Here is a 23,910-nt window from a genome sequence, read left to right on the forward strand (position 1 = left end):
CAGGCCCTAGTAAACGCGCGCTTTCGGCGCGATCTTCGCCGGGTCAATTCCGCCCTGCTGGTAAGGCGTCAGCGGCTCGGTGATCACACCGCGATAGTCAAGCCTAACTTTGCCGTCCTCGTCGACCCAAGCGAGTGTGTGCTTGCGCCAATCTTCGTCATTCCGGCCGGAAAACGCCCCGTCCTTATAGTCCTCACGGGCGTGTGCCCCACGGCTCTCCTTGCGCGCTTCGGCGCTGTAAACCGTGGTGATCGCATTCGCCATGAGGTTTTCAAGCTCAAGCGTTTCGACCAGATCGGAGTTCCAGATCATGGACCGATCAGACACCTTCAGATCCTTCATGCCTGACCAGATGTCGTCAAGCCTCTGACAGCCCTGTGCCAGTGTTTCCTGGGTCCGGAATACCGCTGCGTCCTCCTGCATAGCATGCTGCATCCTGTCACGCAGATCCGCAGTCGGAGTCGACCCTGATGCATGACGCAGTTTGTCGAACCGGGCCATAATCTTTTCGCAAGCCGCCTCGTTCGGCGTCGGTACGGCTTCCTTCGGATCAACAACCTCACCGGCCTTTATTGCGGCCGCGCGACCGAACACCACAAGGTCGATCAATGAGTTGGACCCCAAGCGGTTCGCTCCGTGAACCGATGCACAGCCGGCTTCACCAACAGCCATCAAACCCGGTTGGATGCGGTTTGGATGGTCGCCAGACGCATCCAGAACCTCGCCCCAGTAGTTGGTCGGAATACCGCCCATGTTGTAGTGAACCGTCGGCAGGACCGGGATCGGGTCCTTGGTCACGTCTACGCCTGCAAAGATGCGGGCGGATTCGGAAATGCCTGGTAGACGCTCTGCCAGCAGCGCGGGATCGAGGTGGTCCAGGTGCAGGAAGATGTGATCCTTGTTCCTGCCGACGCCGCGACCTTCCCGGATCTCCATTGTCATGCAGCGGGAGACGACGTCACGAGATGCAAGGTCCTTAGCGGATGGTGCATAACGCTCCATGAAGCGCTCGCCTTCGGAATTAACAAGATAGCCGCCCTCGCCGCGCGCGCCCTCCGTGATCAGGCAGCCGGAGCCGTAAATCCCGGTCGGGTGAAACTGCACGAACTCCATATCCTGCAGAGGCAGTCCTGCGCGGGCGATCATGCCACCGCCGTCCCCGGTGCAAGTATGCGCCGATGTTGCGGAGAAATAGGCCCGGCCATACCCACCGGTTGCCAGCACAACCATCTTCGCCGAGAACCTGTGAATGGTTCCGTCATCAAGGTTCCACGCAATCACACCCTGACACACGCCATCGTCGGACATGATCAGGTCGAGCGCGAAGTACTCAATGTAGAATTCGGCGTTGTGGCGCAACGATTGGCCGTAGAGCGTGTGCAGAATCGCGTGACCAGTCCGGTCGGCAGCCGCGCATGTGCGCTGCACAGGAGGACCTTCGCCGAAGTTCTGCATGTGGCCACCAAACGGACGCTGGTAGATCTTGCCGTCTTCAGTCCGCGAGAACGGAACGCCGTAATGCTCCAGTTCGTAAACCGCCTTCGGTGCTTCACGTGCGAGATATTCCATTGCATCGGAATCGCCCAGCCAGTCCGACCCCTTGACGGTGTCGTACATGTGCCATTCCCAGCTGTCCGGAGTCATATTCTGCAGCGATGCTGCAATTCCCCCCTGAGCTGCAACAGTGTGCGAGCGCGTCGGAAACACTTTTGTGATGCAAGCCGTGCGCAAACCCTGCTCGGCCATACCCAGTGTCGCGCGCAGGCCGGCACCGCCAGCTCCAACGACCACCACATCATATTTGTGATCAACAAAGTCATAGCTCTTGGCCATTCGGGTCAACCTCCAAAGCCAATTTTCAGCACGGCAAACAAGGAGCCGAAACCGATAAGGGCGCTGAAAAACGTGTTGCCGAGAAGAGCAAGCACCTTCATGCCCTCAGAATGAATGTAGTCCTCGATGATGACCTGCATGCCAAGCTTCATATGATAGACGCCCGACAGGATCACGAGGAGCATAAGGATCGCGACCAATGGATTCCCAAGGGTCGCAGTCACGCTTTCATAAGTGCCACCTTGCATCGAAATGACAAGGATCACAAAAAACGAAATTAGGAAGACATTTGCGACAGCGGTGACACGCTGACGCCAAAAATGGTCGGTGCCGTCCTTGGCCGACCCAAGCCCGCGAACCTTGCCGAGTGGTGTACGCATATCAGTCATTTGCTTGTCCCTCAGCTAACCGCAAAACCGATGATCCAGAGAACGATCGTCAGACAGACGGATCCGATGATCGTCGCTTTTGCGAGCAGTTCTCGCGCTTCACGCCCGAAACCGGCACCCATGTCCCAGATAAAGTGGCGCAAGCCGCCCAGCATGTGATGGACCAGTGCCCAGGTGAATCCGAAAAGGATCAGCCGACCGATGATCGAGCCGTAAATGTCGTTGACAAAGTTGAAGTAGGACGGTCCGGCAGCGGCTGCGATCAGCCACCAGGCCAGCAAAATTGTGCCGAAATAAAGCGCCGCTCCGGTGATGCGGTGCAAGATCGACATGACCATCGTCAGAATGGGTTTATAAATCTGAAGATGGGGCGACAGCGGGCGCTTGCCCTGCAGGTCGGCATTCGACATGGAAAATCTCTCCCGTACGACGCCAGCTTACGATTACGTAAACGTAAGCAACTCAATGCGTTGTCCGAGAGGGTTCTAACGCCAACACCGCGTCGCGTCAAAGCATCACAAGGGCGTATGCTGAACGAAAGTGGGCAAAGATCATTGATCACAAGCGAAAAGTGCTCGCGCCGGACCGTCACCTAAGCGAAAGGCCTATCCAAAGACCGACCAGCCAGTTTGTTTGGCAAAAAACTCCATTGCTTCGGTGCCAAGCTTGGAATTGCCATAGCGGTTCAGCCCGGGCGACCATACTGCAATCGCGGCCCGGCCAGGCGCGATCACCAAAATCCCGCCTCCGACCCCGCTTTTTCCTGGTAATCCGACCCGGAATGCAAAGTCCCCCGAACCGTCATAGTGGCCACAAGTCATCATAAGAGATGCGATCCGCCGGCGGCGGTCAGGCGACACAAGCCTTGGCATGTCGGGTGCGTCGATCAAGAACCGACCGGCAAGTGCGAGCTGGCGGCATGTCATCTCAATTCCGCATTGATGACAGTAGGTGCCAAGCACCTTGTTCACTTCATTGTGCAAATTGCCACAGGAGGCCAGATAGTGCGCGAGGGCAAAGTTTCTGTGCCCAGTGGAGATTTCAGACGCAGCAACCTTCTCATTGATATGAATGCCTTCATCGTCACAGGCAGTCCTCACAAACCGCAGCAGCGACGCAAGTGCTTCACGTGGGGAGGATGCCGTCAAATACGTGTCCGTTGTAACCAGCGCTCCGGCGTTGATGAAAGGGTTGCGCGGAACGCCATCTTCGCGCTCAAGCAAGAGAATGGAGTCAAATGACAGCCCGGAAGGTTCCCGGCCAACGCGATGCCAGATTGCATCCCCGACACGTCCTAGAGCCAGCGCCAGGGCGAACACCTTAGAGACTGACTGAATGGAAAACGGAATGTCAGCGTCCCCAGCCGAAAAGCACTCTCCGTCTACGGTGGCAATGCACATGCCGAAGTGATCCGGATCGATTTTCGCCAGCTCGGGAATATAGTCCGCAACGCGCCCCTTTTGGCGTGTCATGCGGGCCCTTTCGGCGATCTCATCCAAAATGCTTTGCATCCGTCCTGGCTCTTTATTGGAACGTCATTTGCGTCAGGCGGATACCTTCAGATTGGCTGCGCTGTTGCAAGGCGCTTGTAGAGGTGCATCATGAAAATCGTTGCAAAAATCGGCGTGACCAGATTCAGGATAGGAACAGCCAGCACCGCCGCAATGATCAAACCGGCCATGAACACAGTCCCGCCCCGTGCCCTGCGGAGCTTCTTGGCATCCTCAGGCGGCATAAACCGCATTGCCGCAAATTCAAAAAACTCTCGCCCCAGCAGGTAGCCGTTCACAAGAAAGAACGCGACGAGATTGACCCCTGGGACCAGCAGAAGAACCAGCGCAAACAGGTTGCCTAGAATGACAACGCCGGTGAACTTCAGTGTCAGGAAAATTGATTGGGCAAATGGTAGCGCGTGGCCCGGCCGGTCTTGCGGATAATCGCCCTGCTCGACGATGTCGGCGATGTCATCTTGAAACAGTCCGGCAAACAAGGCGGACACCGGAGCGATCAAAAAACTCAGGCCGACGATTGCACCGACTCCCGTCAGAACGGATATAACCGTGTCAAGCCAAGGATATGGCAGATTGACAAAGCCTACCACAAGCGTCTGCAGGCCAATCCAGACCATAATCAGAACCGCCAAAGTAAACCCAATCATTTTGAAAAATATGGCCCGGAAAGCGGGCTGAAAAACCTGTGACATCGCGCGCGAGGCGGAAGCAAACATGCGTGATCATCCAATCATCTTGACTGACCACGAGATAAGCTGTGCCGGCGCGTGCCGCAAGAGAGCAAGGCAGCAACATCTAAATCACGTTGGGTTCACGGTTCTATCCGCTTAATGTCCTGCCGGTTGGAGATCAAAAGCCTCCGGTCCACGAGAACAATCGGGAGGATCGAGATGGCTGAAGCGCTTAGGCAATTCGATAGTACGTTCGACAACAGGCTCGATGCTCTGGAAATTTTCCGAAACGATTGGCAGATCTACAAGCGCCTGGTTGAGCTGAACTATTTTCACCATACGGAGGTGGCTGCGCACCTCGAGGCGTGTCTTGAAAAAGACATTCCGGCTGGGTTCTCGTTTCTCGACCTCGCCTGCGGTGACGCAGCCATGCCCAGCACCATCCTGAGCCAAGTTCCAGTCGCCAGCTACACCGGAATTGACCTGTCTGGACCAGCCCTTGCCCTGGCGGCACGAAATCTCGACGCTGCGACATATCAGACCAAACTGGAATGCCGTGACATGTTGCAAGCCCTTTCCATGTCGCAAAGCCAATTTGATTTTATTTGGTGCGGCTTATCTGTTCACCACCTAAGCCTTGAAAACAAAGCTCGGTTCATGCAGTTGGCGCACCATGCCTTGAAGCCGGGCGGCGTCTTGATGATTTACGAGCCGGTCCTCAGCAACGGAGAAACGGCCACCTCCTTCAACAGACGGATGCACCATGTGCTGAAAGCCCGCTGGAACCAGCTGACAGAGCGCGAATTTTCCCGGATTTGGGAGCATATTGAAGAGTGCGACAAGCCGGAGACTGCAGATACTTGGCTGACCCTGGGCCTCTATGCGGGTTTTGTTCGGAACCGCACGGTTTTCAGCCAGCCGGATGGTGGTTATTGCCGGTTATTCAAGTACCGCAAAAGCGCCAACGAAAACTGACAGTCATGCGGTCAAAAACGCGTGCGTCCTTTCAGCGCTTGCGTGAGCGTGCCCTCGTCCAGGTAGTCCAGTTCTCCGCCGACAGGAACGCCATGGGCCAGTTTGGTAACATTGACGTTGAGTGGTGCTAGCTGATCCATAACAAAGTGCGCAGTGGTTTGGCCTTCGACAGTTGCGTTGATCGCCAAGATCACTTCCTGAATTTCACCGCCCTCACAGCGTTCGATCAGCTTGGCGATGTTAAGGTCTTCCGGACCTACGCCGTCGAGTGGGGACAACGTACCACCGAGGACATGATAGATCGCGTTTGTCGCCGAGGCCCGTTCAAGCGCCCACAGATCGGCAACATCCTCCACCACCACCAATACAGATGAATCGCGCTTTGGATCAGAACAAATCGCGCAGGGATCGGTCGTATCAACTGTCCCGCAGCTTGAGCAAATGCCGATTTTTTCAACCGCAACCCCCATCGCTTCGGACAGCGGTGCGAGCAACTGATCTTTTTTCTTAATGAGATGCAGCGCCGCGCGCCGGGCCGACCGCGGTCCCAGGCCCGGAAGTTTTGCAAGCAACTGGATCAGGCGCTCAATTTCAGGCCCTGCGACCTTGTTTTGTGCCATGTCGCCGGGTGCCGATCAGAACGGCAGCTTCATACCGGCAGGCAAGCCGAGACCACCCATGAGCTCTTGGGTTTTTTCCTGAATGGCTGCATCCACCTTCACCCGGCCGTCAGTGTGCGCTGCAATGATCAGGTCTTCGAGGATTTCGCCCTCATCTTCCTTGAGCAAGGACGGATCGATCTTCAGGCTTTTCATTTCGCCCTTGCCATTGAGCACAAGTTTCACCAAGCCCGCCCCGGATGTTCCCTCAGCCTCGATTTCGACAATCTGCTCTTGGAGCGACCCCATTTGGGACTGCATTTCCTTGGCTTGTTTCATCATTTTCAGGAAGTCCATCGACTCGCCCTCCGGTGGTTTCAACGGGTCTTGCCCGCCATTCAAATCAGGCATGAGATTTAGGCCAGCTTCATGCGTCAAGCAATATAAAACGGCCTATACATCGTCACTGTCATCTTCGCCCAGCGCTTCGCTGAGAAGAGGGTCGGCAAGAGCAGGATCTTCGTCTTCACTGGTCTTAACCTGCACGTCGATTACTTTTGCACCGGGGAAATGCGCCAGCAGAGCAGCGACCGTCGGATGCGATTTTGCATCCGACAACAGCTGCGCCTGATTGGCTTCGCGCTCTTCATGGATGGTTGGACGGCCGGGCGTTTGGCTGATCGAAACCATCCAGCGCGTGCCAGTCCAGTCGGTCAGCTTCCGGCCGAATTCACCGGCGATATCAGCGGGCGCGTCCGGTGTTGGCTGGATCTCGATCCGGCCCTGCTCGATCTTTACGAGCCGCATTTGACGCTCTATCGCGACCTTCATCGGAATGTCGCGTTTTTCCGACGCAAGAGCCGCACAATCTTGTAAGGACCGCAAAATCAATGCTGGCGGCTCTGGTTCCGCTTGGGCGACCGCCCGCAAAGGCTCGTGCTCGGGCACTCCCTGCGCCGCCGGCTGCACTCTGGAAGCACCTCCTGCGATAGCCTTGAGTTTTGGGCCCGCGTCCGTTTGCGCAGATGGCCCGCCTTGCGGTGGAGGTCCGCCGGGAGGTGCTGATTGCGCCCCCGCGCCTTGAACCGGGCCGCCCTGCTGAAGCTTCAACAAGGCTTCTCCCGGATCTGGCAAGTCGGCTGCATACGCAAGGCGGACAAGCACCATGTCGGCCGCCGACAATGGCTTTGGTGCAGCTTGCACTTCTTGCAAGCCTTTCAAAAGGATCTGCCAAGCACGCGACAGCAGACGGATTGACAGCGTCTCGGCAAAGGCTTGCCCGCGTACGCGCTCAACTTCTGTCACAGACCCCTCGTCAGCCGCGCGCGGAGCAATTTTCATTCGCGTGACCAGATGTGTGAAGTCGGCAAGATCCGTCAGAACGACTGCGGGGTCAGCCCCCACTTCATACTGCCCGGACAATTCATCTAGCGCTTCTGCAACGCGCCCGTGCATGATGTGTTCAAAAAGATCAATCACCCGCGCCCGATCAGCAAGACCGAGCATCTGGCGCAGATCATCCGCTTCAATTGCGCCGGCGCCATGGGCCATGGCCTGATCAAGAAGCGACAATGAATCGCGTGCCGAGCCCTCGCCTGCCCGGGCGATCATCAATAGGGCCTCATCTGAAATCTGGATGCTTTCCGCATCTGAGATCCGGCGCAGCAATCCGGTCAGTTTAGCCTGATCAATTCGCCGCAGATCAAAACGCTGACATCTGGACAGAACCGTGATCGGTACCTTTCGGATCTCGGTGGTCGCGAAAATGAACTTCACATGCTCCGGTGGCTCTTCAAGCGTTTTCAGCAGCCCGTTAAAGGCCGCATTGGACAGCATGTGAACCTCATCGATGATGTAAACCTTGTAGCGGGCGCTGGCTGGCCGGTAGCGTGAAGCATCGATGATCTCACGGATATCGCCGATCCCGGTATGCGAGGCAGCGTCCATCTCGATCACATCGACATGTCGGCCTTCCATAATTGCACGGCAGTGAACACCTTCATGTTCGAGTTTCACTGTCGGCTTGTCTGTCTGTCCGGGGACCTCATAGTTTAAGCCGCGCGCCAAGATTCGCGCTGTCGTTGTTTTTCCAACGCCACGAACCCCGGTCAGCATCCAGGCTTGCGCGATCCGGCCTGTCTCAAACGCATTTTCAAGCGTTTGAACCATCGGCTCCTGACCGACCAGATCCTCGAAAGTCTTTGGCCGGTATTTGCGCGCCAGAACGCGGTATGCGCCGCCATCTTGCGGGGTCTCAGAGGTGCCGTCTTGCGGAAATGCTATGTCGTCCATGGGCGCACCATAACGAGTTTTGCGTGATGTGCGTGAGCGGATTCTGAGAAATTTTTGTGCAAATAAAGCGGCGCGATCCGGCAAAAACACTCAGGGCTTCCCGACAGAAACCCTAGCGTCCGAAACCGAATGTATCTGAAAGGGTGGGAGGCTGGCACGGCGACCCGTGCCGAGGCTCGTTAGGGCTGCTTCCTTCCGGACCTGACCCGGTTGGCGAGTGGCTCGTCCACCACCAACCTCCCGACACCCTTATATCAGAACGGCACCGGGGTTTGACAAGCGGTTTCTTGAAGCTTTTTTGTTTGCCGCAAAAACAGCGCTGATTCCACACCCTATAAATTTCGAAGATGCATTTTTGCCCTTTCGGCAAGCTGAATGTTGTTGTTGCAGGACAAAGGAAGCCCACCATTTAAATTGCAGACCGATCAACCCTTTGGTCTAAGTCAAGGATGACACAACACAACTTTGCTGCTTCGCTGCGGCGATCCGGCACGTAAATGAGCACAAGCCATGACCACTTTTGACCTGCACCCACGCCTGGAAGGTGACAGTTTTCCGATTTGTGATCTCGCGCTTTGCACGGTGCGCCTAATCAAAGACGCAAATTACCCGTGGCTGCTATTGGTCCCGCGAAAGAACAACCTGATCGAAATCATCGACCTCGATGAGTCGGACCAGCTCCAGCTGATGCGGGAAATAGCGCTCGCCAGTGAAACGCTCCGTGAGATCACCAAGGCCGAGAAACTGAATGTCGCGGCGCTCGGCAACCAGGTTTCTCAACTTCATGTCCATGTGATTGGCAGATTCCGGCACGACGCAGCATGGCCCGGGCCTGTGTGGGGTGCTGTTCCTTTCAAGGAGTATGAAAAGCCCGCAGCCAGCGACCTGATCGAACGGATAAGAGACCATTTGCCCGGGTAGACACGCGCTTCGGGCCGCCTTACGACTAGGAAATCAAATCAGAGCAACCCATTGACGTCTGAAGGAAGCGTAGCATGGCATTGGCCTCCGAGGAGTTGACGCCATCGGATATGAGCTTCGTTAAAAACACGCTCGACCGCCAGTCGCTGCGACGCAAAGACCTGACCTTCCTGAATGACCGCATCGGTCAGCCGGATTGTGAGGTCATTTTGTCTACGGCGCACCGGTTGGTGTTCGACAGCAGCCGTGCCGGCGCGCTGGGGCATCCGCCGAAAAAAGCCTTCGCTCTTGGAGCCCAGCGGCATGAGCTGGTCTTTCTTGGCCAGAACCATGACGGCAGCCGGCCTTTGTTTGCCGGACTGCTGCCCATGAGTGACGAAGAAGTCGATGCGGATGACAGCTTATGGGCAAACGACCTTCGAAACATCGCTTTGCAATCTATTTTTTCCGAACAGGACTTGAGTGCCCTTTCCCAAGCGAGGGCGCTTTTACATTGGCACCGCACACACGGATTTTGCTCGCGGTGCGGGAAACCGAGCGAAATAGCAGACGCCGGTTACCGCCGGGACTGCAAGTTCTGTGGCGGCCAGCATTTCCCGCGGACTGACCCCTGCGTGATCATGCTGATCACCGATGGCGACCGCGCTTTATTTGGACGGCCACCCCGGCTCCCGGATGGGATTTACACGACCCTGGCCGGTTTCATGGAGCCGGGCGAAACGGTCGAACAAGCCGTTCGCCGGGAAACGCTTGAAGAGGCGGGCATTGATGTTGGAGAGGTCAGAATCATCTCCAATCAACCCTGGCCGTTTCCAGCCAACCTGATGATTGGCTGCATTGGCAAGGCCGAAAGCACTGAAATCCATATCGAAGATGACGAACTCGAAGCGTGCCGTTGGTGCGACCGGGCAGAGGTTAGAAAGATGCTGGAGGGCACGCATTCGGACGGCGACCGGATACCGCCCTCGATCTCCATTGCTTACAAACTAATTGCCGGCTGGCTGGAAGGGGATTTTTAGAACATGTCGTTTTGCATTTACTTGACCCATCCGGAAGTCAATATCGACGAGGCCGTACCCGTACCTGAGTGGGGCCTGTCGGAAGTAGGCCGCGAACGCGCAGCAAAGTTTCTGGATCTCCCGTTCGCTCGGGACATCAAGCGGGTTATCTCAAGCGCTGAAAAGAAGGCTGTGGACACAGCACACGCCATTGCCGACCCTCTCAAGATCCCGGTCCTGACCCTGCAGCCGCTTCACGAAAACGACCGCTCAGCGACCGGCTATCTACCGCCCGAGGAGTTCGACAAGGTCGCAGACGAATTTTTTAGCGATCCCTACACTTCGGTGCGCGGCTGGGAACGGGCCTTTGATGCGCAGATGCGAATTGTTTCCGGCGTTCAAGCCGCCCTCGTCCGGATCCCACCGGACACACCCATCCTGTTCGCTGGCCATGGCGGCGTAGGAACCTTGCTCATGTGCCACCTCATGAACACGCCGATTTCGCGCGAACATGATCAAAAACGCGCCGGCTCCTGGTTCCAATTTGACCGTAAGGACTTGACTGAAAAGGCTGCCAGCAAGTTGTCTTGGACAGAGCTTTAGCTGGCGTTTTAACACCTGCAAAACCTGATAGACTGCCAGCACCCGTTCACTGAACCGTGGAGCTGCGCGTGATCCGCTTTACTGCAAGTCTGGTTGCCTGCTGCGTTCTGGCACTCTCGCATGCAGTTGCTGGAACTCATGACGCCGCATTTAAATCTTTCCTGTCCAACGATGTTGGCCCTGCTGCACGATCGGCAGGCGTGTCGCAAGCTACACTTGACCGGGAATTGGCGGGCCTTTTACCCGATACATCACTCCCCGGCCTTGTCGGTCCAGGTGGCAACGGAAGTCCGCCAAAAGTGAATTTTCAAGCTGAGTTCCGCGCGCCGGCCGGCTATTTCCGGGACAGCCAGTTCAATGCCCTCGTTCCGGGGGGGCGGCGGTTGATGCAAAAACATGCCGCAAGTCTTGGAAAAATCGAAGCACGGTATGGGGTGCCGAGACGCATCATACTGGCCATTTGGGCAAGGGAGTCTGGTTATGGTGGCGCGAAAATTCCGCATGACGCATTGCGTGTTTTGGCCACACGCGCCTTCATGGGCCAGCGGGCGGAATTCTTCAAATCCGAACTGATCGCAGCCCTCAAGATTTTGGAAAGTGGCGATGTCTCACGCAGATCCATGAGAAGTTCATGGGGTGGCGCCATGGGATATCCGCAGTTCCTTCCCTCTTCCTACCTAAAATACGCAGTCGATTTTGACGGTGATGGACGCCGGGATATCTGGAGCTCGGAAGTCGATACAATGGCGTCGATCGCAAACTACCTGGATAAGCATGGCTGGGTGAAGGGCCGCGACTGGGGGTACGAAGTTGTCGTCCCGGACACAATATCGTGCAGCCGGGAAGGTCCGGACAATCGCCAGTTGATTTCCCAATTTGTCCGCGAAGGTGTGACGCGGGTGAGCGGACGCCCGTTTCCCGAGCACGAACTTCGTCAGCCCGGCAATATTCTCATGCCGGCCGGAAGATACGGCCCCGCGTTCATTGCAACTGAAAACTTCTATGTTCTGAAAGAATATAACGAATCCGATGTCTATGCGCTTTTTGTCGGTCATCTTGCTGACCGGTACGGCAACAACCGGGGCTTCGTCGCGGATTGGAAACCGACGAAGCAAACAACCCGGGGCGCAGTGCGCACACTCCAACAAAAGCTCGAAGCAGATGGTCATGATGTCGGTGGTGCCGACGGATTGATAGGCTTTAAAACCCGCAGATCAATCGGAAAAGCTCAAGAGAAAGCTGGCTTTTTCGCAACCTGCTGGGTGGGATAGATACTTCATGGCACCGTTGCAGTAACTCCGTTACTTTTTTCAACCTGATACCGAATATCGACCCGCTGCCTCCCGGTGCCCTGGTTCCCTCGATCACACCCGGCCGCCCTCTCCTCTCTAGCGGAGAATGCAGCAATGTCTCATGCAAACGCAGTAAACCTGATCAGACTGACGGCTGCATGCTTGACGGGTGTTGCGCTTGTCCTCGCGCTCAGCGTTATGGCGGGTGTTTCGAACGCGGCCGCAACAGCCCCGCAGCCGCAAAGGTTACCGGTTCACCGGCCATCTCCTTTTTGGTTCTTTCTTTTGCCCTCTCGACCGGTCCTGCATTTTCGATGCCGCGGCAGATACCCCGGCTCATCTTCCTTCTTGGGCTTTTTCCGCTTCTCGTTGCCTCCGGCGCGTGTCCGTGCTTCCGGGGCTGGCATGGATCCACGATCCATGTTCGGGAGCGTTTGTTGCCTGTCTGACACTGTTCGTCCTTCCGGTGGTTCACGGGTTGCACTCAACCTCTTCCACAGGCAGGCCGAAAACAAGTTTCGGCGCGGTGCAGCTTGCATTTATACGGCTCTATGTCGGCCTTGATCTCGTCCCTCACTTTTTTGAAAAGCTGTTTGCAGATCCCGCAGCCCGGCTGACGATATCCAGGCCTTCCAAGCGCTGGATGACCCTGGTGCGCTGTCGTTTGTGCTGCTGGCAGGCAAATTGCAGCTTGCAGCCGCGATCGGCGTGGGGCCCGGCCTCTTCACCGGGCTCGCCTCCATTGTGACGGTAGTCTACTTGATGGTCGCCAGCATCATGGGCCACCCTTTTCTGCTGGGCTTTAAATGGGCCTCGAGCGGCGGATTGCTTTGTTGATGGGCGGCACAGCCGCGCATTGTCAGACGAAACTGTAATATCGCCGGCTTCAGAGATGTCGCAGCGGTGGCTTGGCCTGGATAACATCCGGCACCACACTTGCCGCTCCAAACCAAAGTTACATTCAAATCTACTTACTTATAACTTGAGTACCTGAACTGCAATATTCAATTTATTCATATCATATCAATTTTTATACACGGTGTTTCATGTCGTTTACAAGCAGAATGGGATTTGGCGCGAGATTTTCGGCGATGCGGAGGACTGAAAGAAGTTTGATGCGTTCATGTCCAATCAAGCACCCCAACATCGCCAAACAGCAAAAGCTCCTCGGCATCCCGCAGCCGGGTTTGACCCGCTTGAACCGGGATATGAAGACCTCCCCGCCTTCCGGGTTCAACCCCCAGAAGCTGCCGCTTCGGGAATACAAGGACGTACTCGACGTTGAAATCAAGCAGCTCCAGAAAAGCAAAAGAAAACAGGTTGAGACGTTGGCCGCGGCCAAGAAGTCGCTGGCACTCAGTCAATACAAGAAAGACTATCACCAGCGCGCTGCCGACCATGATCGTGCCACCATTCTCCGCTTCGAGAAGGCAAATGTACACCCGGACACCGTGGATCTTGAGCGGGAGTCTTTGAAGAAAAACCTGAGCGAGGTCGACAAAGCCACCAATGGAATCGCTAAGGCACTGGAAAACATCAAGGAGACGGAAACAGGTCTTAGCCGGACTGATGATCAGATCGTCGGCGCCAAACGACAACGGCTTCACACCCTGTACAGGGATGAATTCATCGCGGAGCGGAAAAGCACTCTGAAGCGCAGAAACGAAACCCCGATCAGATATGAAAAGGCATCAGAAACGCATGGCAAAGCGGATTTTGGCGCAAATATAAACCTAGTCAAGAAGCAACAAATTGCGCAACTGGACCTATTGGTCAAGTCCCACATGGCAATTATCGGCGCTTCGCGCGAAATGACGTCTTTGGCAAGTGAGTACGGCCGCACATCCGAAAGGAAAGACGCGGGCCAATGGTTCTACGACAAGGTTGTTTTTCTGGTCGAAAAAGCCGGCAAAGAACACAAGGATCCGGACGCAATCAAAAACGCGGCCCTCAAGTATTGCGACTTTTTTAAAAATGACCCCGAGTTTTGCCGGTTAGCAAAACAGGCGATCCCCATCTTTATTAGACAAAACGGTCTTGAGGCCAAAGGTGACCCGATCTTCAGGAAAGGGACCCGGCTGCGGGAGGACCTTTTCAAACTCGCCGGCAACGCTGCCGACAGCGAATACAAACTTGAAAAGACCAGGCTGAACGCGGAGAGTTGGCAAAAGAGTTCCAAGATCTATGACGGCACGCTTGAAACCGATTTCGAGCCCCGCCCGCTGCCAGACAAGAACGCAGCGGAAGCAAAAACCGCGGATGAGCCTCCAAAAACCAGCAGGAAAAACAAAACTGGCAAGACTTCCAACCTCGATCAAAACAATCAGCTTGAGCGGCAAAACAACAGAAAAAAGCTGATTGTTAAAAGTGATTGGCAGGACAGGAAGATCATGACCGCCAAGCAGGAGTTCAAGGCACTTCTCGACACAAGTGCAGATATTGATCACGAACTCAACGACCAGCTGCGCACGCTGGTGGAGGCCGAGTATCAAAAATGTCAAAACATCGAGAACACGCTGCCAACACACGATATTGGGCGGCGCATCAAGGCGCAGGGCAGGCTTCTCAAGCGCATGAACACGATTCTGGACAGGATCTATAGCAACTCAACACGCACCAAACGCAACGAACTACACGTCCAGGGACGGGAGCTGCTCAACGAGGACCGCCAAAAGGTACGGAAGGCCTTCCGGACAGGCGTATCCCAAATCCCCCATGCTACCCATACCAGCCACGGGAAAAACACCATCACGATCGGGCAAAATCAGGGTAACACTTACGATGTACCTGCCTACCTGAAAGACGAGATTACCGACACCTATTCAGGCTTGGCAAATCCGCGGCCCATCAAGCAGAACCAGCAGATTTTTGATGCTTCCGGCAATATCCCGGGATTGGATGAGTATCCGGATTTCAGCCACGGAACGCGGTTCAACCTTCGGAACATGAACAACGACGCGCCGATCCAGAACCTTGCACATCCACGCCTTGTAACCGACACCCATGAGAGCCACACCGTTTCCTCCCTTCTGGACGATGGGAGCGAAGTTGCTGCGACATCCATCACCCTTCATGTTCAGGACGACAACAATAACGGTCAAAACCGCATGTGTGGAACAGTGCACCTGCGCTACAACAGCACTCCCAGCGGGCGCACTGTTAACAGAAACATGCAAAGGCTTGGTTACGACTCGCTCAATGACTTCAACAAGAGACCGGACTGCCGGATGAACAAGAATCAGCTGGCGGAGCGGAAAATGGAGCGTAAGCTTGATGCTCTCGACAAAATGAAGGGTCGCCTCGACAACAACCCTGCCTTTTATGCAAGAGCGCTTAAAGACACATTGCTCGATGCTGTGCCAAATCTGAATTGGGACAAGCCGGCTGATGTTCTAAACGACAATAATCCGCTTGCCGTCCGATGCCTGAAAGGCATTCCGGACAAATACCTGAAACACCTCGGGCTGAATCCAAAAGAGATCAAGTTGTCCAAAGTCGAACATGCTTTCGACCAAATCGTGGACAAGACAAACGCGGTCTCTAAAGGGCTGGAAGACTAGATTTCGGCTCCTCAGGATATCAGCCCGCATTCGAGCTGCCATTTGTTAACGCCAAAAGCTCCGGTCAGGCTCATGCTCCCCGAAATCCTGTGTGTTTCGAAATGCAGGTCGAGGAATTGCGAATGATGCAGACCGCGCCGGCTCCCGGCAACACGGTCATCGGTTCGGGCTCCCGTATCGAATTCAAAACGGCCCTCGTGTACGCCGGGACCATTGGTGTACACGACAAGAACACTGCCGCGGTCTTCGATTTCAAAAACCTTGTGTTGATTGACGGCTGCGAAATCTTTCTCTTGAGGATCGCTGGTTCGAAATTCCTTTACGGCACAGGTGTAGGTCTTGAGTATCACCGGCCGTGCCTCCGCAAACACAGCCCCCCACACACACGCCTGTATCGCAACACCGGCAAGCCAGATCTTCCGACCGCACAATCGGAACGAGTAGTTCGGGAGCAGCGCCTTCTTTGCCAACCTCCAGCTCATTCGCTGATCACACCGGAAACAGAAGCTGTCTCAAGGCGGAAAGCGGCAGCCATAAGCGCTTTTGTGTAGTCAGATTGCGGGGCGTCAAAAATCTGGTCAGATGACCCGGCTTCGACAACTTTGCCCTGGCGCATCACCACCACTTCATTCGCAAGCGCTCGCACCACTTTCAAATCGTGCGAGATGAACAGGTAGGCAAGCCCGTGAGCCTTTTGCAAATCTCGCAACAGGTCTACCACCTGCGCCTGGACGCTCATGTCCAGCGCGGATGTCGGTTCATCCAACATGACGAACTTCGGCTCCAGAACCATAGCGCGGGCAATCGATATGCGCTGACGCTGGCCGCCGGAAAACTCATGCGGATACCTGAACCGTGTCGAAGCGTCGAGGCCAACCTCTTCCAAGGCCTTCGCAACTCTCCGATCCCGTTCTTCCGCCGAAATATTGGGAAAATGAACAAGCAGACCTTCGCCAACGATATCGGACACCGACATTCGCGGGCTCAATGCGCCAAACGGATCCTGGAAGACGATCTGCATATCCCGCCTTAGCGGACGCATCTCCTTCCAGGAGTTTTGCTGAATGTCCTGCCCGTTGAAGCTGATGCGGCCGTTTGACGAAATCATGCGCAATAGCGCAAGACCGAGCGTTGTTTTTCCCGATCCGCTTTCACCTACAATTCCGAGCGTCTGCCCCTGACGCACTTTGATGTCTATGCCGTCTACCGCCTTTACGTAATCCACAGTCCGGCGCAAAAAGCCGCGTTTAATCGGGAACCAGACTTTCAAATCATCAGCTTCAACAACGATTGGTTTGTCCAGATCGGTTTGCGGTGGATCGCCCTTGGGCTCCGCCGCCAGAAGATGCTTGGTGTAGGCATGCTGTGGCTTGGAAAAAATCTCTTCAACAGATCCCTGTTCGACAATCTTACCTTCGGTCATCACGCAGACGCGATCCGCGAATTTCCGCACAATGCCCAAATCATGGGTGATGAACAGCATGGCCATGCCGCGCTCCGCTTGCAGGTCCTTCAATAACTGCAAAATCTGCGCTTGCACCGTGACATCCAGTGCTGTCGTGGGTTCATCCGCAATCAGGAGATCGGGCTCATTTGCGAGCGCCATCGCGATCATCACGCGCTGCCGCTGACCGCCGGAGAGCTGATGCGGATAAGAACTGAGCCGGGTTTCGGGTTCACGAATGCCGACCTGTGTCAGCAATTCCAAAACACGCTCGCGGGCTGCTGTATCGCTCATACCACGGTGGATCTTCAAAATTTCCGCCACCTGCTTTTCGACAGTATGCAGGGGATTCAAGGAGGTCATCGGCTCCTGGAATATCATTGAAATCCGATTGCCGCGGACCTTGCGCATGTCGGTATCGCTGGCGCTCAGGAGGTTGTTGCCGTCAAAGACGATTTCCCCGGAAGGGTGTGATGCTGCCGGATAGGGCAGAAGCTTCAGGACCGACAGGGCAGAAACCGACTTGCCCGATCCGCTTTCGCCCACAAGAGCAACTGTCTCACCATTGTCGATCTCGAAAGAAACCCCATCAACGGCAGTCGTTTGTTTCCCACCTTGTGTAAATGCGACAGCCAGGTCCTGAACGCTTAGTAGAGGCTTGTTGGTCATCTGAAGCTCCTCACGCCAGACTCTTGCGCGGATCGAATGCATCTCGCACGGCTTCACCGATAAAGATCAAGAGACTGAGCATAAGAGAAATCACAATAAACCCGGTAATACCTAGCCAGGGCGCTTGAAGGTTGTTCTTGCCTTGCGCCAAAAGCTCTCCGAGCGATGCCGAGCCAGGCGGCAAGCCAAAGCCCAGAAAGTCAAGCGCTGTTAGCGTTGAGATTGATCCATTCAAAATGAAGGGCATGAAGGTCAACGTGGCGACCATTGCATTGGGCAAGAGGTGCCGCCACATGATGACACCGTTGGAAACGCCCAGCGCGCGTGCGGCCGAAATATATTCAAAATTGCGGCCGCGGAGAAACTCCGCGCGGACGACGCCGACAAGCGCCACCCAGGAAAAAGCAAGCAGTATCGTGAAAAGCGTCCAAAAACCGGGTATCAAAACCGACGAAACGATCAGGATCAGATACAATGTCGGGATCGCCGTCCAGACCTCGATGAAGCGCTGAAACAGCAAGTCAACCCAACCGCCATAATACCCCTGCACCGCACCGGCCGCGACGCCTATCACTGATGAGGCAACCGTCAGCGCCAGTCCGAATAGAACCGAAATCCGAAACCCATAAACAAGGCGAGCAAGAACGTCGCGGCCCTGATCGTCGGTACCAAGCCAATTCCAATTGCCGATCACGCAGTTGGGATCGTCTGCGCCCAAAGGATAGCGTTGGCAGCGCTCCTGCTTGTCCATCATCCAGGACGGCGGCGCCGGCGCGGGTACCGGGATTTCATTGTTCACGGTCCTATACGAATACCGGACCGGCGGCCAGAGCATCCATCCATTGGCATTGATTTCGTCCTGGATGAACGGATCCCGATAGTCGGTCACGGCCAGAAAGCCGCCGAACTTTTCTTCCGGATAATCGACAAAAACCGGTGCAAGAACTTCGCCCTTGTAGACCGCAAGGATTGGCCTGTCATTGGTTAGAAACTCGGCGAACATGGCCAGCGTGAACAAAACAAGAAAGATCCAGAGTGACCAGTAGCCGCGTTTGTTGGCCTTGAAATTCTGAAGTCTCCGCTGATTGATCGGCGAAAGACGCATTTTACGCGGTGGCGGGGCCATCTCTTCCGCCAGCGGGTAGAGGACGTCATACCCCTCGTTTTCGAGGTCCTTGTTCAAACGCGAATCCATCCGATCAAACCTCCCGGGTCTCGAAATCAATCCGAGGATCGATCCAGGTGTAAGTGAGGTCGGAGATAAGATTCACGATCAGTCCAAGCAGGGAAAAAATGTAGAGCGTCGCAAAAACGACTGCATAGTCGCGGTTGATAACCGATTCAAAACCGAGCAAGCCGAGACCATCAAGCGAGAAGATCGTTTCGATCAGCAAGGATCCGGCGAAAAACGAGGAAATGAACGCTCCCGGAAACCCGGCGACGACAATCAGCATTGCGTTACGGAAGACATGGCCATACAGAACCTGCCGTTCGTTTAGCCCCTTTGCACGTGCGGTTTGAACATATTGTTTGCGGATTTCATCCAAAAATGAGTTCTTCGTTAAAAGCGTTGTGGTCGCAAAGGCCGACAAGACCATAGCGGTCAGCGGCAGGGCCAGGTGCCAGAAATAGTCGAGGATACGTTCTGGCCAGGACAAAGTATCCCAATTCTCAGAAACAAGGCCGCGCAGAGGGAAGATATCAAGAAACGACCCGCCGGCAAAAAGAACGATCAAAAGGACCGCAAACAAAAAGCCTGGAATCGCATAGGCAACGACGATCACACCAGACGTCCAGACATCGAACCTGGAACCGTCGGAAACTGCTTTGCGTATCCCGAGTGGGATCGAAACTGCATAGGAAATCAGCGTCATCCAAAGGCCGAGCGATATGGAGACCGGTAGTTTCTCTGCAATCAAATCAATGATTTTGATGTCTCGGAAATAACTTTCGCCAAAGTCGAACCGGGCATAATCCCAGAGCATTCCGAGAAACCGTTCAAGCGGCGGCTTATCAAAGCCGAATTGAGCTTCGAGTTCCTTGATGAACTCAGGATCAAGCCCCTGCGCACCTCGGTATTTTGAGGTGACACTATCCGCCGCAGTAACGCTTCCTGACGCTTCGCCGCCCGCACCACCGAAATCACTGCCACCGCCACTGATTCGGGATGTTGCCGACACATCCGTGCCGGATAATTGCGCAATCACCCGTTCAACCGGCCCGCCTGGAGCGAACTGGATGATGACGAAGTTCAATGCCATGATCCCGACCAGCGTCGGAATCATTAGGAGCAGTCGCCTGAGGATATATGCGCCCATGGGATGCCGCTCGTGCCTCGTGTTTCTTGTTGTTGTTAGCCGGCTTGACCGATCTTTTTGGCTTTTTCCTGATCAAGCCACCACGTGGTCTCGACCGGGAATGCATAATGCGGTGGTTTATCTGGATAACCGAACATGTCCCACATTGCGATGGTGTGCGTGCCCTTGCTCCATTGCGGTACCCAGTATTTTCCAGACCGCAGCACCCGGTCCAGGCTCCGAGCGGCGATCACCATGTCGTCACGAGTCTCAGCAGCAAGTGCCTTTTCAATCAGAGCATCAACCGCCGAATCTGAGATACCGGACAAGTTGTAACTTCCAGGCGTTGAAGCGGCACGCGATCCCCAGAACTGACGTATTGAGTCACCAAGCGTTGCGGAAAGCGCGTAGCGCCTGCCCGCCACATCAAAATCGAATTCGTTTAGGCGCGCTTGGTACTGCGCCGGATCAACCAGCCGGAAGGTTGCGGCAATCCCGAGGCGTTCAAGATTTGTAATGAAGGGCATGACAATGCGCTCAAACGCGGCCGAGTTGTTCAAAAACTCGATCGTCAGTTGCTGTCCGTCAGGACCGATCAGTGCCGCGCCATCACGTTTATAGCCGGCCTCCTTCAACATTTGCGCCGCCTTGCGTAGGAGGCTTCTGTCAAAGCCGCTGCCATCAGAGACAGGTGGCACCCAAGGCTCGCCAAATACGCTGTCTGGCACCTGTCCACGAAATGGCTCAAGCAGCGCGAGTTCCGCCTCCGAGGGAAGCCCCTCCGCCTTCATGTCCGAGTTTTCGAAGAACGATGCCGTTCGCTCATAAAGGCCGTAGAACAACGATTGATTCGACCATTCGAAGTCAAACGCATAGCCGATCGCCTCCCGTACCCGCGGATCAGCAAACTTGTCCCGTCGGGTATTAAAAAACCAGCCTTGCGCGCCGGAAGGCCGGTTGTCCGGGAAAATTTCCTGGACGACCCGACCGCCTTCAACCGCTGGAAAATTGTATTCGGTTGCCCAGATCTTGGAACTGAACTCTTCCTGGAACGTAATATTGCCTTTCTTGAAGGCTTCGAAAGACACTTGGTAGTCTCGAAAAAACTCAATACGCAGCACATCGAAATGATAGTGCCCGATCACGACCGGCAGGTCTTGTGCCCAATAGTCCTTTACCCGGTCATATTCCACAAAACGGCCGACCGCATGATCGCCAACCTTAAAAGGCCCGGACGACAAAGGGGGAGTCAGAGTGCTCTGATCAAAGCTGAACGCGGTGTAGTACCGTTTGGAAAAGATCGGTAATCCGGCAACGAAAAGTGGCAATTGGCGGGTTTGGTTTCCGGAAAACCGGACCTCGAGCCTATGTGTATCAATAGCGTCAGCCCCGGCAAGCTCGCGGATTGTCTGGCTGATTTGCGGATGCCCCTCCTCTTTAAGCAGCATCAGGGAAAAGGCGACGTCTTCGGCTGTGAGCTTTGAGCCGTCGTGAAACCGGGCTTCCGGCCGCAGGTTGAAGGTATAGGTGTTTCCGTCCTCTGATACCTCAACCGTTTCTGCAACAAGTCCGTACATGGCATCCGGCTCGTCGAGAGCCCGCACCATAAGGCTGTCGAAACAAAGCTCCATACGGGGAGGCGCATCGCCTTTCAAAATAAAGGTATTGAAGGTGTTGTACGTCTGGATGTTCTGGTTAAAGCCCCAGCTTGGCGCGCGGAAAGAAAACCGCCCGCCCTTTGGCGCATCCGGGACCACATAGTCGAAGTGCTTGAAGTCGGGTCCATATTTCAGGTCTCCGAACACAGAAAGACCATGCGAAATGCCCGCTTGACGGGCCATGGCGGGCAGTCCGGCAGGAAAAGCCGAAAAAAGTGCAGCTGCTCCACTGAGTTTTAGGACTTCGCGCCGGCTCGGGCTATTTGAAACCATTATCGTGCAAGTCCTTCCCGTTGGGCGAGTTCCGCATCGTACCACCAGATCGTAGGGAACCCGATTGAGTAAACTGGCATGTTTTCCGGGTGGCCGAACCGGTTCCAGCGCGCGGTCCAGTCAACGTCGCTGTAGAATTGCGGAACCACATAGTGATTCCAAAGCAGGACACGGTCGAGAGCCTTTGTAGCGGCGACAAGGGTTTCCCTGTCTTCGGCAAAAACGAGCCTGTCGATTAGTTTGTCGACGGCCGGGTTCTTGATGCCAATTGAGTTGCGCGACTGGTTCCTGTCAGCGGCCTCAGAGCCCCAGAAGTCCCGCTGTTCGTTCCCCGGGGACAGCGACTGCGGCCAGGCACCGATTGTCATGTCGAAATCACGGTTCTGCACCCGATTGATGAATTGCGGCTGATCGACAAGGCGCAATGTTGTCGCAACACCGATATTTTCCAAGTTGCGCGTGAACGGCAGGAGGCTGCGTTCAAAACTCTTGTCGTAGTAGATGAATTCGACCGTCAGCTGCTCGCCGGTTTCTTTGTTGATCAGGCGCCGGCCGTCGAGTTCATATCCCGCTTCTTTTAGAAGGCTTAGCGCGGTCCGCAGGTTCTGGCGCATGTTTTGCGGCGATCCACCAACGGGATTCTTATATTCCTCTGTGAACACTTCCGGCGGAACAAGGTCGCGGACTTCCTCGAGGATTTCGAGCTCCCTGCCTTCGGGTAGTCCGGTGGCTGCCAAATCCGTTCCGGCAAAGTAGGAGCCGATCCGTTTCAGAAGTCCCGCAGAAACCACTTCATTCGTCGTTTCGAAGTCATAAGCATAGTTAAAAGCCTGCCGGACCCGCGGATCCTGGAACTTGTCGCGGCGCAGGTTGAAGATGTAGCCCTGCATCCGCCCGCTTCCCTTGTCCGCAAACACCTCTTTGACCACACGGCCATCGCGCGTTGCCGGGAAGTCGTAGGCCTTCGCCCACTGGCTGGCGCTGCGCTCCTGCCGGAAATCATATTGATCGCCCTTGAAAGCCTCGAACTCGACCGCGTTGTCCAAAAACGAAATGATGCGGACCTCATCGAAGTTGTTGGTTCCAACCCGGATCGGCAAATCTGCGCCCCAATAATCCTTAACGCGCTCGTAGGTTACCTGCCGGTTGGCGTCGAACTCCTTGATACGGTAGGGGCCCGAGCCAAGAGGTGTTTCTAGGCTTGTGGTCGATGAAATATCGCGCGGCGTCCCATCGGGGGCCGTGCCTTCCCACCAGTGCTTCGGCAAGACATAAAGCTGCCCCATGATCTTTGGCAGTTCCCGATTGCCCGCGGCATCAAACGTGAATTTGACTGTGCGCTCGCCTGCGGGCTCGGCAATTACGACGTTCTGGTAGTAAAATCGTTGCCTGGGATCGAACTCCGTCACCGTCTCAAACGACCAGATCACATCTTCCACCGTAACGGGCTCACCATCGTGCCACCGTGCCTCAGGGTTCAATCTATACTCAACCCAGGCGTAGTCTTCGGGATAGCGCATGGCCTCGGCCAGAACGCCATATTGAGCGCTGATGTCGGCCTCATCGAGGCTGGCTTCCATCAGTGTGTCGTAGATTAACCCAATGCCGGGCGCCAGATTGCCGCGCGGCACCATGATGTTGAACGAATCGAAGCCCCCTGTTGTGGCTAGACGTACAGATCCGCCTTTCGGAGCGAGTGGATTAACGTAGTCGAAATGGTCCGTATCAGGTCCGTATTTGGGCTCACCAGTGAAGGAAACAGCATACCGCCAGGCTGGCTCTTGCGCTTTTACCGGTACTGAAGAAACGGCGGAGGCTGCGAATACTGCCGAAATCAACACAAGAGAGAAGTTCAAAAAACGCCGAGCGCGTTGCTGTGGCATGAAGGTCTCCAAACAGGGGCCGTGCATCAAGTTGATGCAGCT

General features: G+C 55.3%; 21 protein-coding genes and 1 other RNA gene. 6 read left to right on the top strand and 16 right to left on the bottom strand.

From position 1 onward, the window contains the following. Window positions 1-6 precede the first annotated feature (6 nt). From sdhA to JM93_RS12135, 5 genes are all read right to left on the bottom strand, one after another. A complete protein-coding gene (gene sdhA, locus JM93_RS12115; protein ID WP_145343686.1) occupies window positions 7-1,833 on the bottom strand; it encodes a succinate dehydrogenase flavoprotein subunit in 1,827 nt (608 codons plus the stop codon). Window positions 1,834-1,838: 5 nt separating this feature from the next. Continuing rightward, window positions 1,839-2,222, bottom strand: coding sequence for a succinate dehydrogenase, hydrophobic membrane anchor protein (gene sdhD / locus JM93_RS12120; protein ID WP_145343688.1), 384 nt, complete (start codon window positions 2,220-2,222; stop codon window positions 1,839-1,841). A gap of 11 nt (window positions 2,223-2,233) precedes the next feature. Further along, window positions 2,234-2,632, bottom strand: a complete 399-nt coding sequence (gene sdhC / locus JM93_RS12125) for a succinate dehydrogenase, cytochrome b556 subunit (protein WP_145343690.1) — start codon at window positions 2,630-2,632, stop codon at window positions 2,234-2,236. Window positions 2,633-2,827: 195 nt separating this feature from the next. After that, window positions 2,828-3,733, bottom strand: coding sequence for a glutaminase (locus tag JM93_RS12130; RefSeq protein ID WP_145343692.1), 906 nt, complete (start codon window positions 3,731-3,733; stop codon window positions 2,828-2,830). A 47-nt stretch (window positions 3,734-3,780) separates the two neighbouring features. Then, on the bottom strand, window positions 3,781-4,449 hold the full coding sequence (locus JM93_RS12135; protein WP_145343694.1) for a sulfate transporter family protein: 669 nt from the start codon (window positions 4,447-4,449) through the stop codon (window positions 3,781-3,783). Window positions 4,450-4,623: 174 nt separating this feature from the next. Between JM93_RS12135 and JM93_RS12140 the strand changes: the two genes are divergently transcribed. Further along, complete coding sequence (locus tag JM93_RS12140; protein ID WP_170230635.1) at window positions 4,624-5,379, top strand: class I SAM-dependent methyltransferase; 756 nt, start codon at window positions 4,624-4,626, stop codon at window positions 5,377-5,379. 11 nt (window positions 5,380-5,390) lie between these two features. On the opposite strand, the gene recR is transcribed toward JM93_RS12140, so the two are convergent. The 4 genes from recR to ffs all read right to left on the bottom strand — a co-directional run bounded on the left by recR (window position 5,391) and on the right by ffs (window position 8,511). Beyond that, window positions 5,391-5,999 (bottom strand): recombination mediator RecR, encoded by a 609-nt coding sequence (gene recR, locus JM93_RS12145; RefSeq protein WP_145343698.1) that lies wholly within the window; start codon window positions 5,997-5,999, stop codon window positions 5,391-5,393. A 15-nt stretch (window positions 6,000-6,014) separates the two neighbouring features. After that, on the bottom strand, window positions 6,015-6,335 hold the full coding sequence (locus JM93_RS12150) for a YbaB/EbfC family nucleoid-associated protein (protein WP_145343916.1): 321 nt from the start codon (window positions 6,333-6,335) through the stop codon (window positions 6,015-6,017). 96 nt (window positions 6,336-6,431) lie between these two features. Next, window positions 6,432-8,270 (bottom strand): DNA polymerase III subunit gamma/tau, encoded by a 1,839-nt coding sequence (locus JM93_RS12155; protein ID WP_145343700.1) that lies wholly within the window; start codon window positions 8,268-8,270, stop codon window positions 6,432-6,434. Window positions 8,271-8,413: 143 nt separating this feature from the next. After that, window positions 8,414-8,511: signal recognition particle sRNA small type (gene ffs, locus JM93_RS12160), an RNA gene on the bottom strand. Window positions 8,512-8,780: 269 nt separating this feature from the next. Between ffs and JM93_RS12165 the strand changes: the two genes are divergently transcribed. The 4 genes from JM93_RS12165 to JM93_RS12180 all read left to right on the top strand — a co-directional run bounded on the left by JM93_RS12165 (window position 8,781) and on the right by JM93_RS12180 (window position 12,063). Continuing rightward, window positions 8,781-9,191, top strand: a complete 411-nt coding sequence (locus tag JM93_RS12165) for an HIT domain-containing protein (protein WP_145343702.1) — start codon at window positions 8,781-8,783, stop codon at window positions 9,189-9,191. Between the two features lie 74 nt (window positions 9,192-9,265). Continuing rightward, the gene (nudC, locus tag JM93_RS12170; RefSeq protein WP_208995134.1) at window positions 9,266-10,210 is read left to right on the top strand and encodes an NAD(+) diphosphatase; all 945 of its coding nucleotides are present in this window, start codon (window positions 9,266-9,268) and stop codon (window positions 10,208-10,210) included. A 3-nt stretch (window positions 10,211-10,213) separates the two neighbouring features. Then, a complete protein-coding gene (locus JM93_RS12175) occupies window positions 10,214-10,792 on the top strand; it encodes a histidine phosphatase family protein (protein WP_145343704.1) in 579 nt (192 codons plus the stop codon). Between the two features lie 68 nt (window positions 10,793-10,860). Then, on the top strand, window positions 10,861-12,063 hold the full coding sequence (locus JM93_RS12180; RefSeq protein ID WP_244300823.1) for a lytic murein transglycosylase: 1,203 nt from the start codon (window positions 10,861-10,863) through the stop codon (window positions 12,061-12,063). Window positions 12,064-12,657: 594 nt separating this feature from the next. Here the strand turns inward: JM93_RS12180 and JM93_RS12185 are convergent. Beyond that, complete coding sequence (locus tag JM93_RS12185; protein ID WP_145343706.1) at window positions 12,658-12,870, bottom strand: hypothetical protein; 213 nt, start codon at window positions 12,868-12,870, stop codon at window positions 12,658-12,660. A gap of 329 nt (window positions 12,871-13,199) precedes the next feature. Between JM93_RS12185 and JM93_RS12190 the strand changes: the two genes are divergently transcribed. Next, complete coding sequence (locus tag JM93_RS12190; protein ID WP_145343708.1) at window positions 13,200-15,644, top strand: hypothetical protein; 2,445 nt, start codon at window positions 13,200-13,202, stop codon at window positions 15,642-15,644. A gap of 11 nt (window positions 15,645-15,655) precedes the next feature. On the opposite strand, the gene JM93_RS12195 is transcribed toward JM93_RS12190, so the two are convergent. The 6 genes from JM93_RS12195 to JM93_RS12220 all read right to left on the bottom strand — a co-directional run bounded on the left by JM93_RS12195 (window position 15,656) and on the right by JM93_RS12220 (window position 23,868). Beyond that, entirely contained in the window at window positions 15,656-16,126 is a 471-nt protein-coding gene (locus JM93_RS12195) for a hypothetical protein (protein WP_145343709.1), read from the bottom strand. Then, window positions 16,123-17,757, bottom strand: a complete 1,635-nt coding sequence (locus JM93_RS12200; protein ID WP_145343711.1) for an ABC transporter ATP-binding protein — start codon at window positions 17,755-17,757, stop codon at window positions 16,123-16,125. Before JM93_RS12200 ends, JM93_RS12195 begins: the two co-directional genes overlap by 4 nt. 10 nt (window positions 17,758-17,767) lie before the next feature. After that, window positions 17,768-18,883, bottom strand: a complete 1,116-nt coding sequence (locus JM93_RS12205; RefSeq protein ID WP_244300832.1) for an ABC transporter permease — start codon at window positions 18,881-18,883, stop codon at window positions 17,768-17,770. Window positions 18,884-18,956: 73 nt separating this feature from the next. Continuing rightward, on the bottom strand, window positions 18,957-20,075 hold the full coding sequence (locus tag JM93_RS12210; RefSeq protein ID WP_145343715.1) for a microcin C ABC transporter permease YejB: 1,119 nt from the start codon (window positions 20,073-20,075) through the stop codon (window positions 18,957-18,959). A 35-nt stretch (window positions 20,076-20,110) separates the two neighbouring features. Continuing rightward, on the bottom strand, window positions 20,111-21,985 hold the full coding sequence (locus tag JM93_RS12215; protein WP_145343717.1) for an extracellular solute-binding protein: 1,875 nt from the start codon (window positions 21,983-21,985) through the stop codon (window positions 20,111-20,113). Then, window positions 21,985-23,868: an extracellular solute-binding protein gene (locus JM93_RS12220; protein WP_145343719.1), complete on the bottom strand. Its 1,884-nt coding sequence runs from the start codon at window positions 23,866-23,868 to the stop codon at window positions 21,985-21,987. Before JM93_RS12220 ends, JM93_RS12215 begins: the two co-directional genes overlap by 1 nt. Between the last annotated feature and the right edge of the window lie 42 nt (window positions 23,869-23,910).

This window comes from Roseibium hamelinense (assembly GCF_007830545.1).
Taxonomy (GTDB): Bacteria; Pseudomonadota; Alphaproteobacteria; order Rhizobiales; family Stappiaceae; genus Roseibium; species Roseibium hamelinense.

Bases quoted from the DNA above. Each gene is read 5' to 3' on its own strand.
- JM93_RS12210 (WP_145343715.1), bottom strand. From the start codon at position 20,075: ATGGGCGCATATATCCTCAGGCGACTGCTCCTAATGATTCCGACGCTG.
- JM93_RS12150 (WP_145343916.1), bottom strand. From the start codon at position 6,335: ATGGACTTCCTGAAAATGATGAAACAAGCCAAGGAAATGCAGTCCCAA.
- JM93_RS12215 (WP_145343717.1), bottom strand. From the start codon at position 21,985: ATGGTTTCAAATAGCCCGAGCCGGCGCGAAGTCCTAAAACTCAGTGGA.
- JM93_RS12135 (WP_145343694.1), bottom strand. From the start codon at position 4,449: ATGTTTGCTTCCGCCTCGCGCGCGATGTCACAGGTTTTTCAGCCCGCT.
- JM93_RS12155 (WP_145343700.1), bottom strand. From the start codon at position 8,270: ATGGACGACATAGCATTTCCGCAAGACGGCACCTCTGAGACCCCGCAA.
- JM93_RS12205 (WP_244300832.1), bottom strand. From the start codon at position 18,883: ATGGCCCCGCCACCGCGTAAAATGCGTCTTTCGCCGATCAATCAGCGG.
- sdhC (WP_145343690.1), bottom strand. From the start codon at position 2,632: ATGTCGAATGCCGACCTGCAGGGCAAGCGCCCGCTGTCGCCCCATCTT.
- JM93_RS12165 (WP_145343702.1), top strand. From the start codon at position 8,781: ATGACCACTTTTGACCTGCACCCACGCCTGGAAGGTGACAGTTTTCCG.
- JM93_RS12200 (WP_145343711.1), bottom strand. From the start codon at position 17,757: ATGACCAACAAGCCTCTACTAAGCGTTCAGGACCTGGCTGTCGCATTT.
- JM93_RS12220 (WP_145343719.1), bottom strand. From the start codon at position 23,868: ATGCCACAGCAACGCGCTCGGCGTTTTTTGAACTTCTCTCTTGTGTTG.
- JM93_RS12195 (WP_145343709.1), bottom strand. From the start codon at position 16,126: ATGAGCTGGAGGTTGGCAAAGAAGGCGCTGCTCCCGAACTACTCGTTC.
- JM93_RS12175 (WP_145343704.1), top strand. From the start codon at position 10,214: ATGTCGTTTTGCATTTACTTGACCCATCCGGAAGTCAATATCGACGAG.
- JM93_RS12140 (WP_170230635.1), top strand. From the start codon at position 4,624: ATGGCTGAAGCGCTTAGGCAATTCGATAGTACGTTCGACAACAGGCTC.
- JM93_RS12130 (WP_145343692.1), bottom strand. From the start codon at position 3,733: ATGCAAAGCATTTTGGATGAGATCGCCGAAAGGGCCCGCATGACACGC.
- sdhA (WP_145343686.1), bottom strand. From the start codon at position 1,833: ATGGCCAAGAGCTATGACTTTGTTGATCACAAATATGATGTGGTGGTC.
- JM93_RS12190 (WP_145343708.1), top strand. From the start codon at position 13,200: ATGCGTTCATGTCCAATCAAGCACCCCAACATCGCCAAACAGCAAAAG.
- sdhD (WP_145343688.1), bottom strand. From the start codon at position 2,222: ATGACTGATATGCGTACACCACTCGGCAAGGTTCGCGGGCTTGGGTCG.
- recR (WP_145343698.1), bottom strand. From the start codon at position 5,999: ATGGCACAAAACAAGGTCGCAGGGCCTGAAATTGAGCGCCTGATCCAG.
- nudC (WP_208995134.1), top strand. From the start codon at position 9,266: ATGGCATTGGCCTCCGAGGAGTTGACGCCATCGGATATGAGCTTCGTT.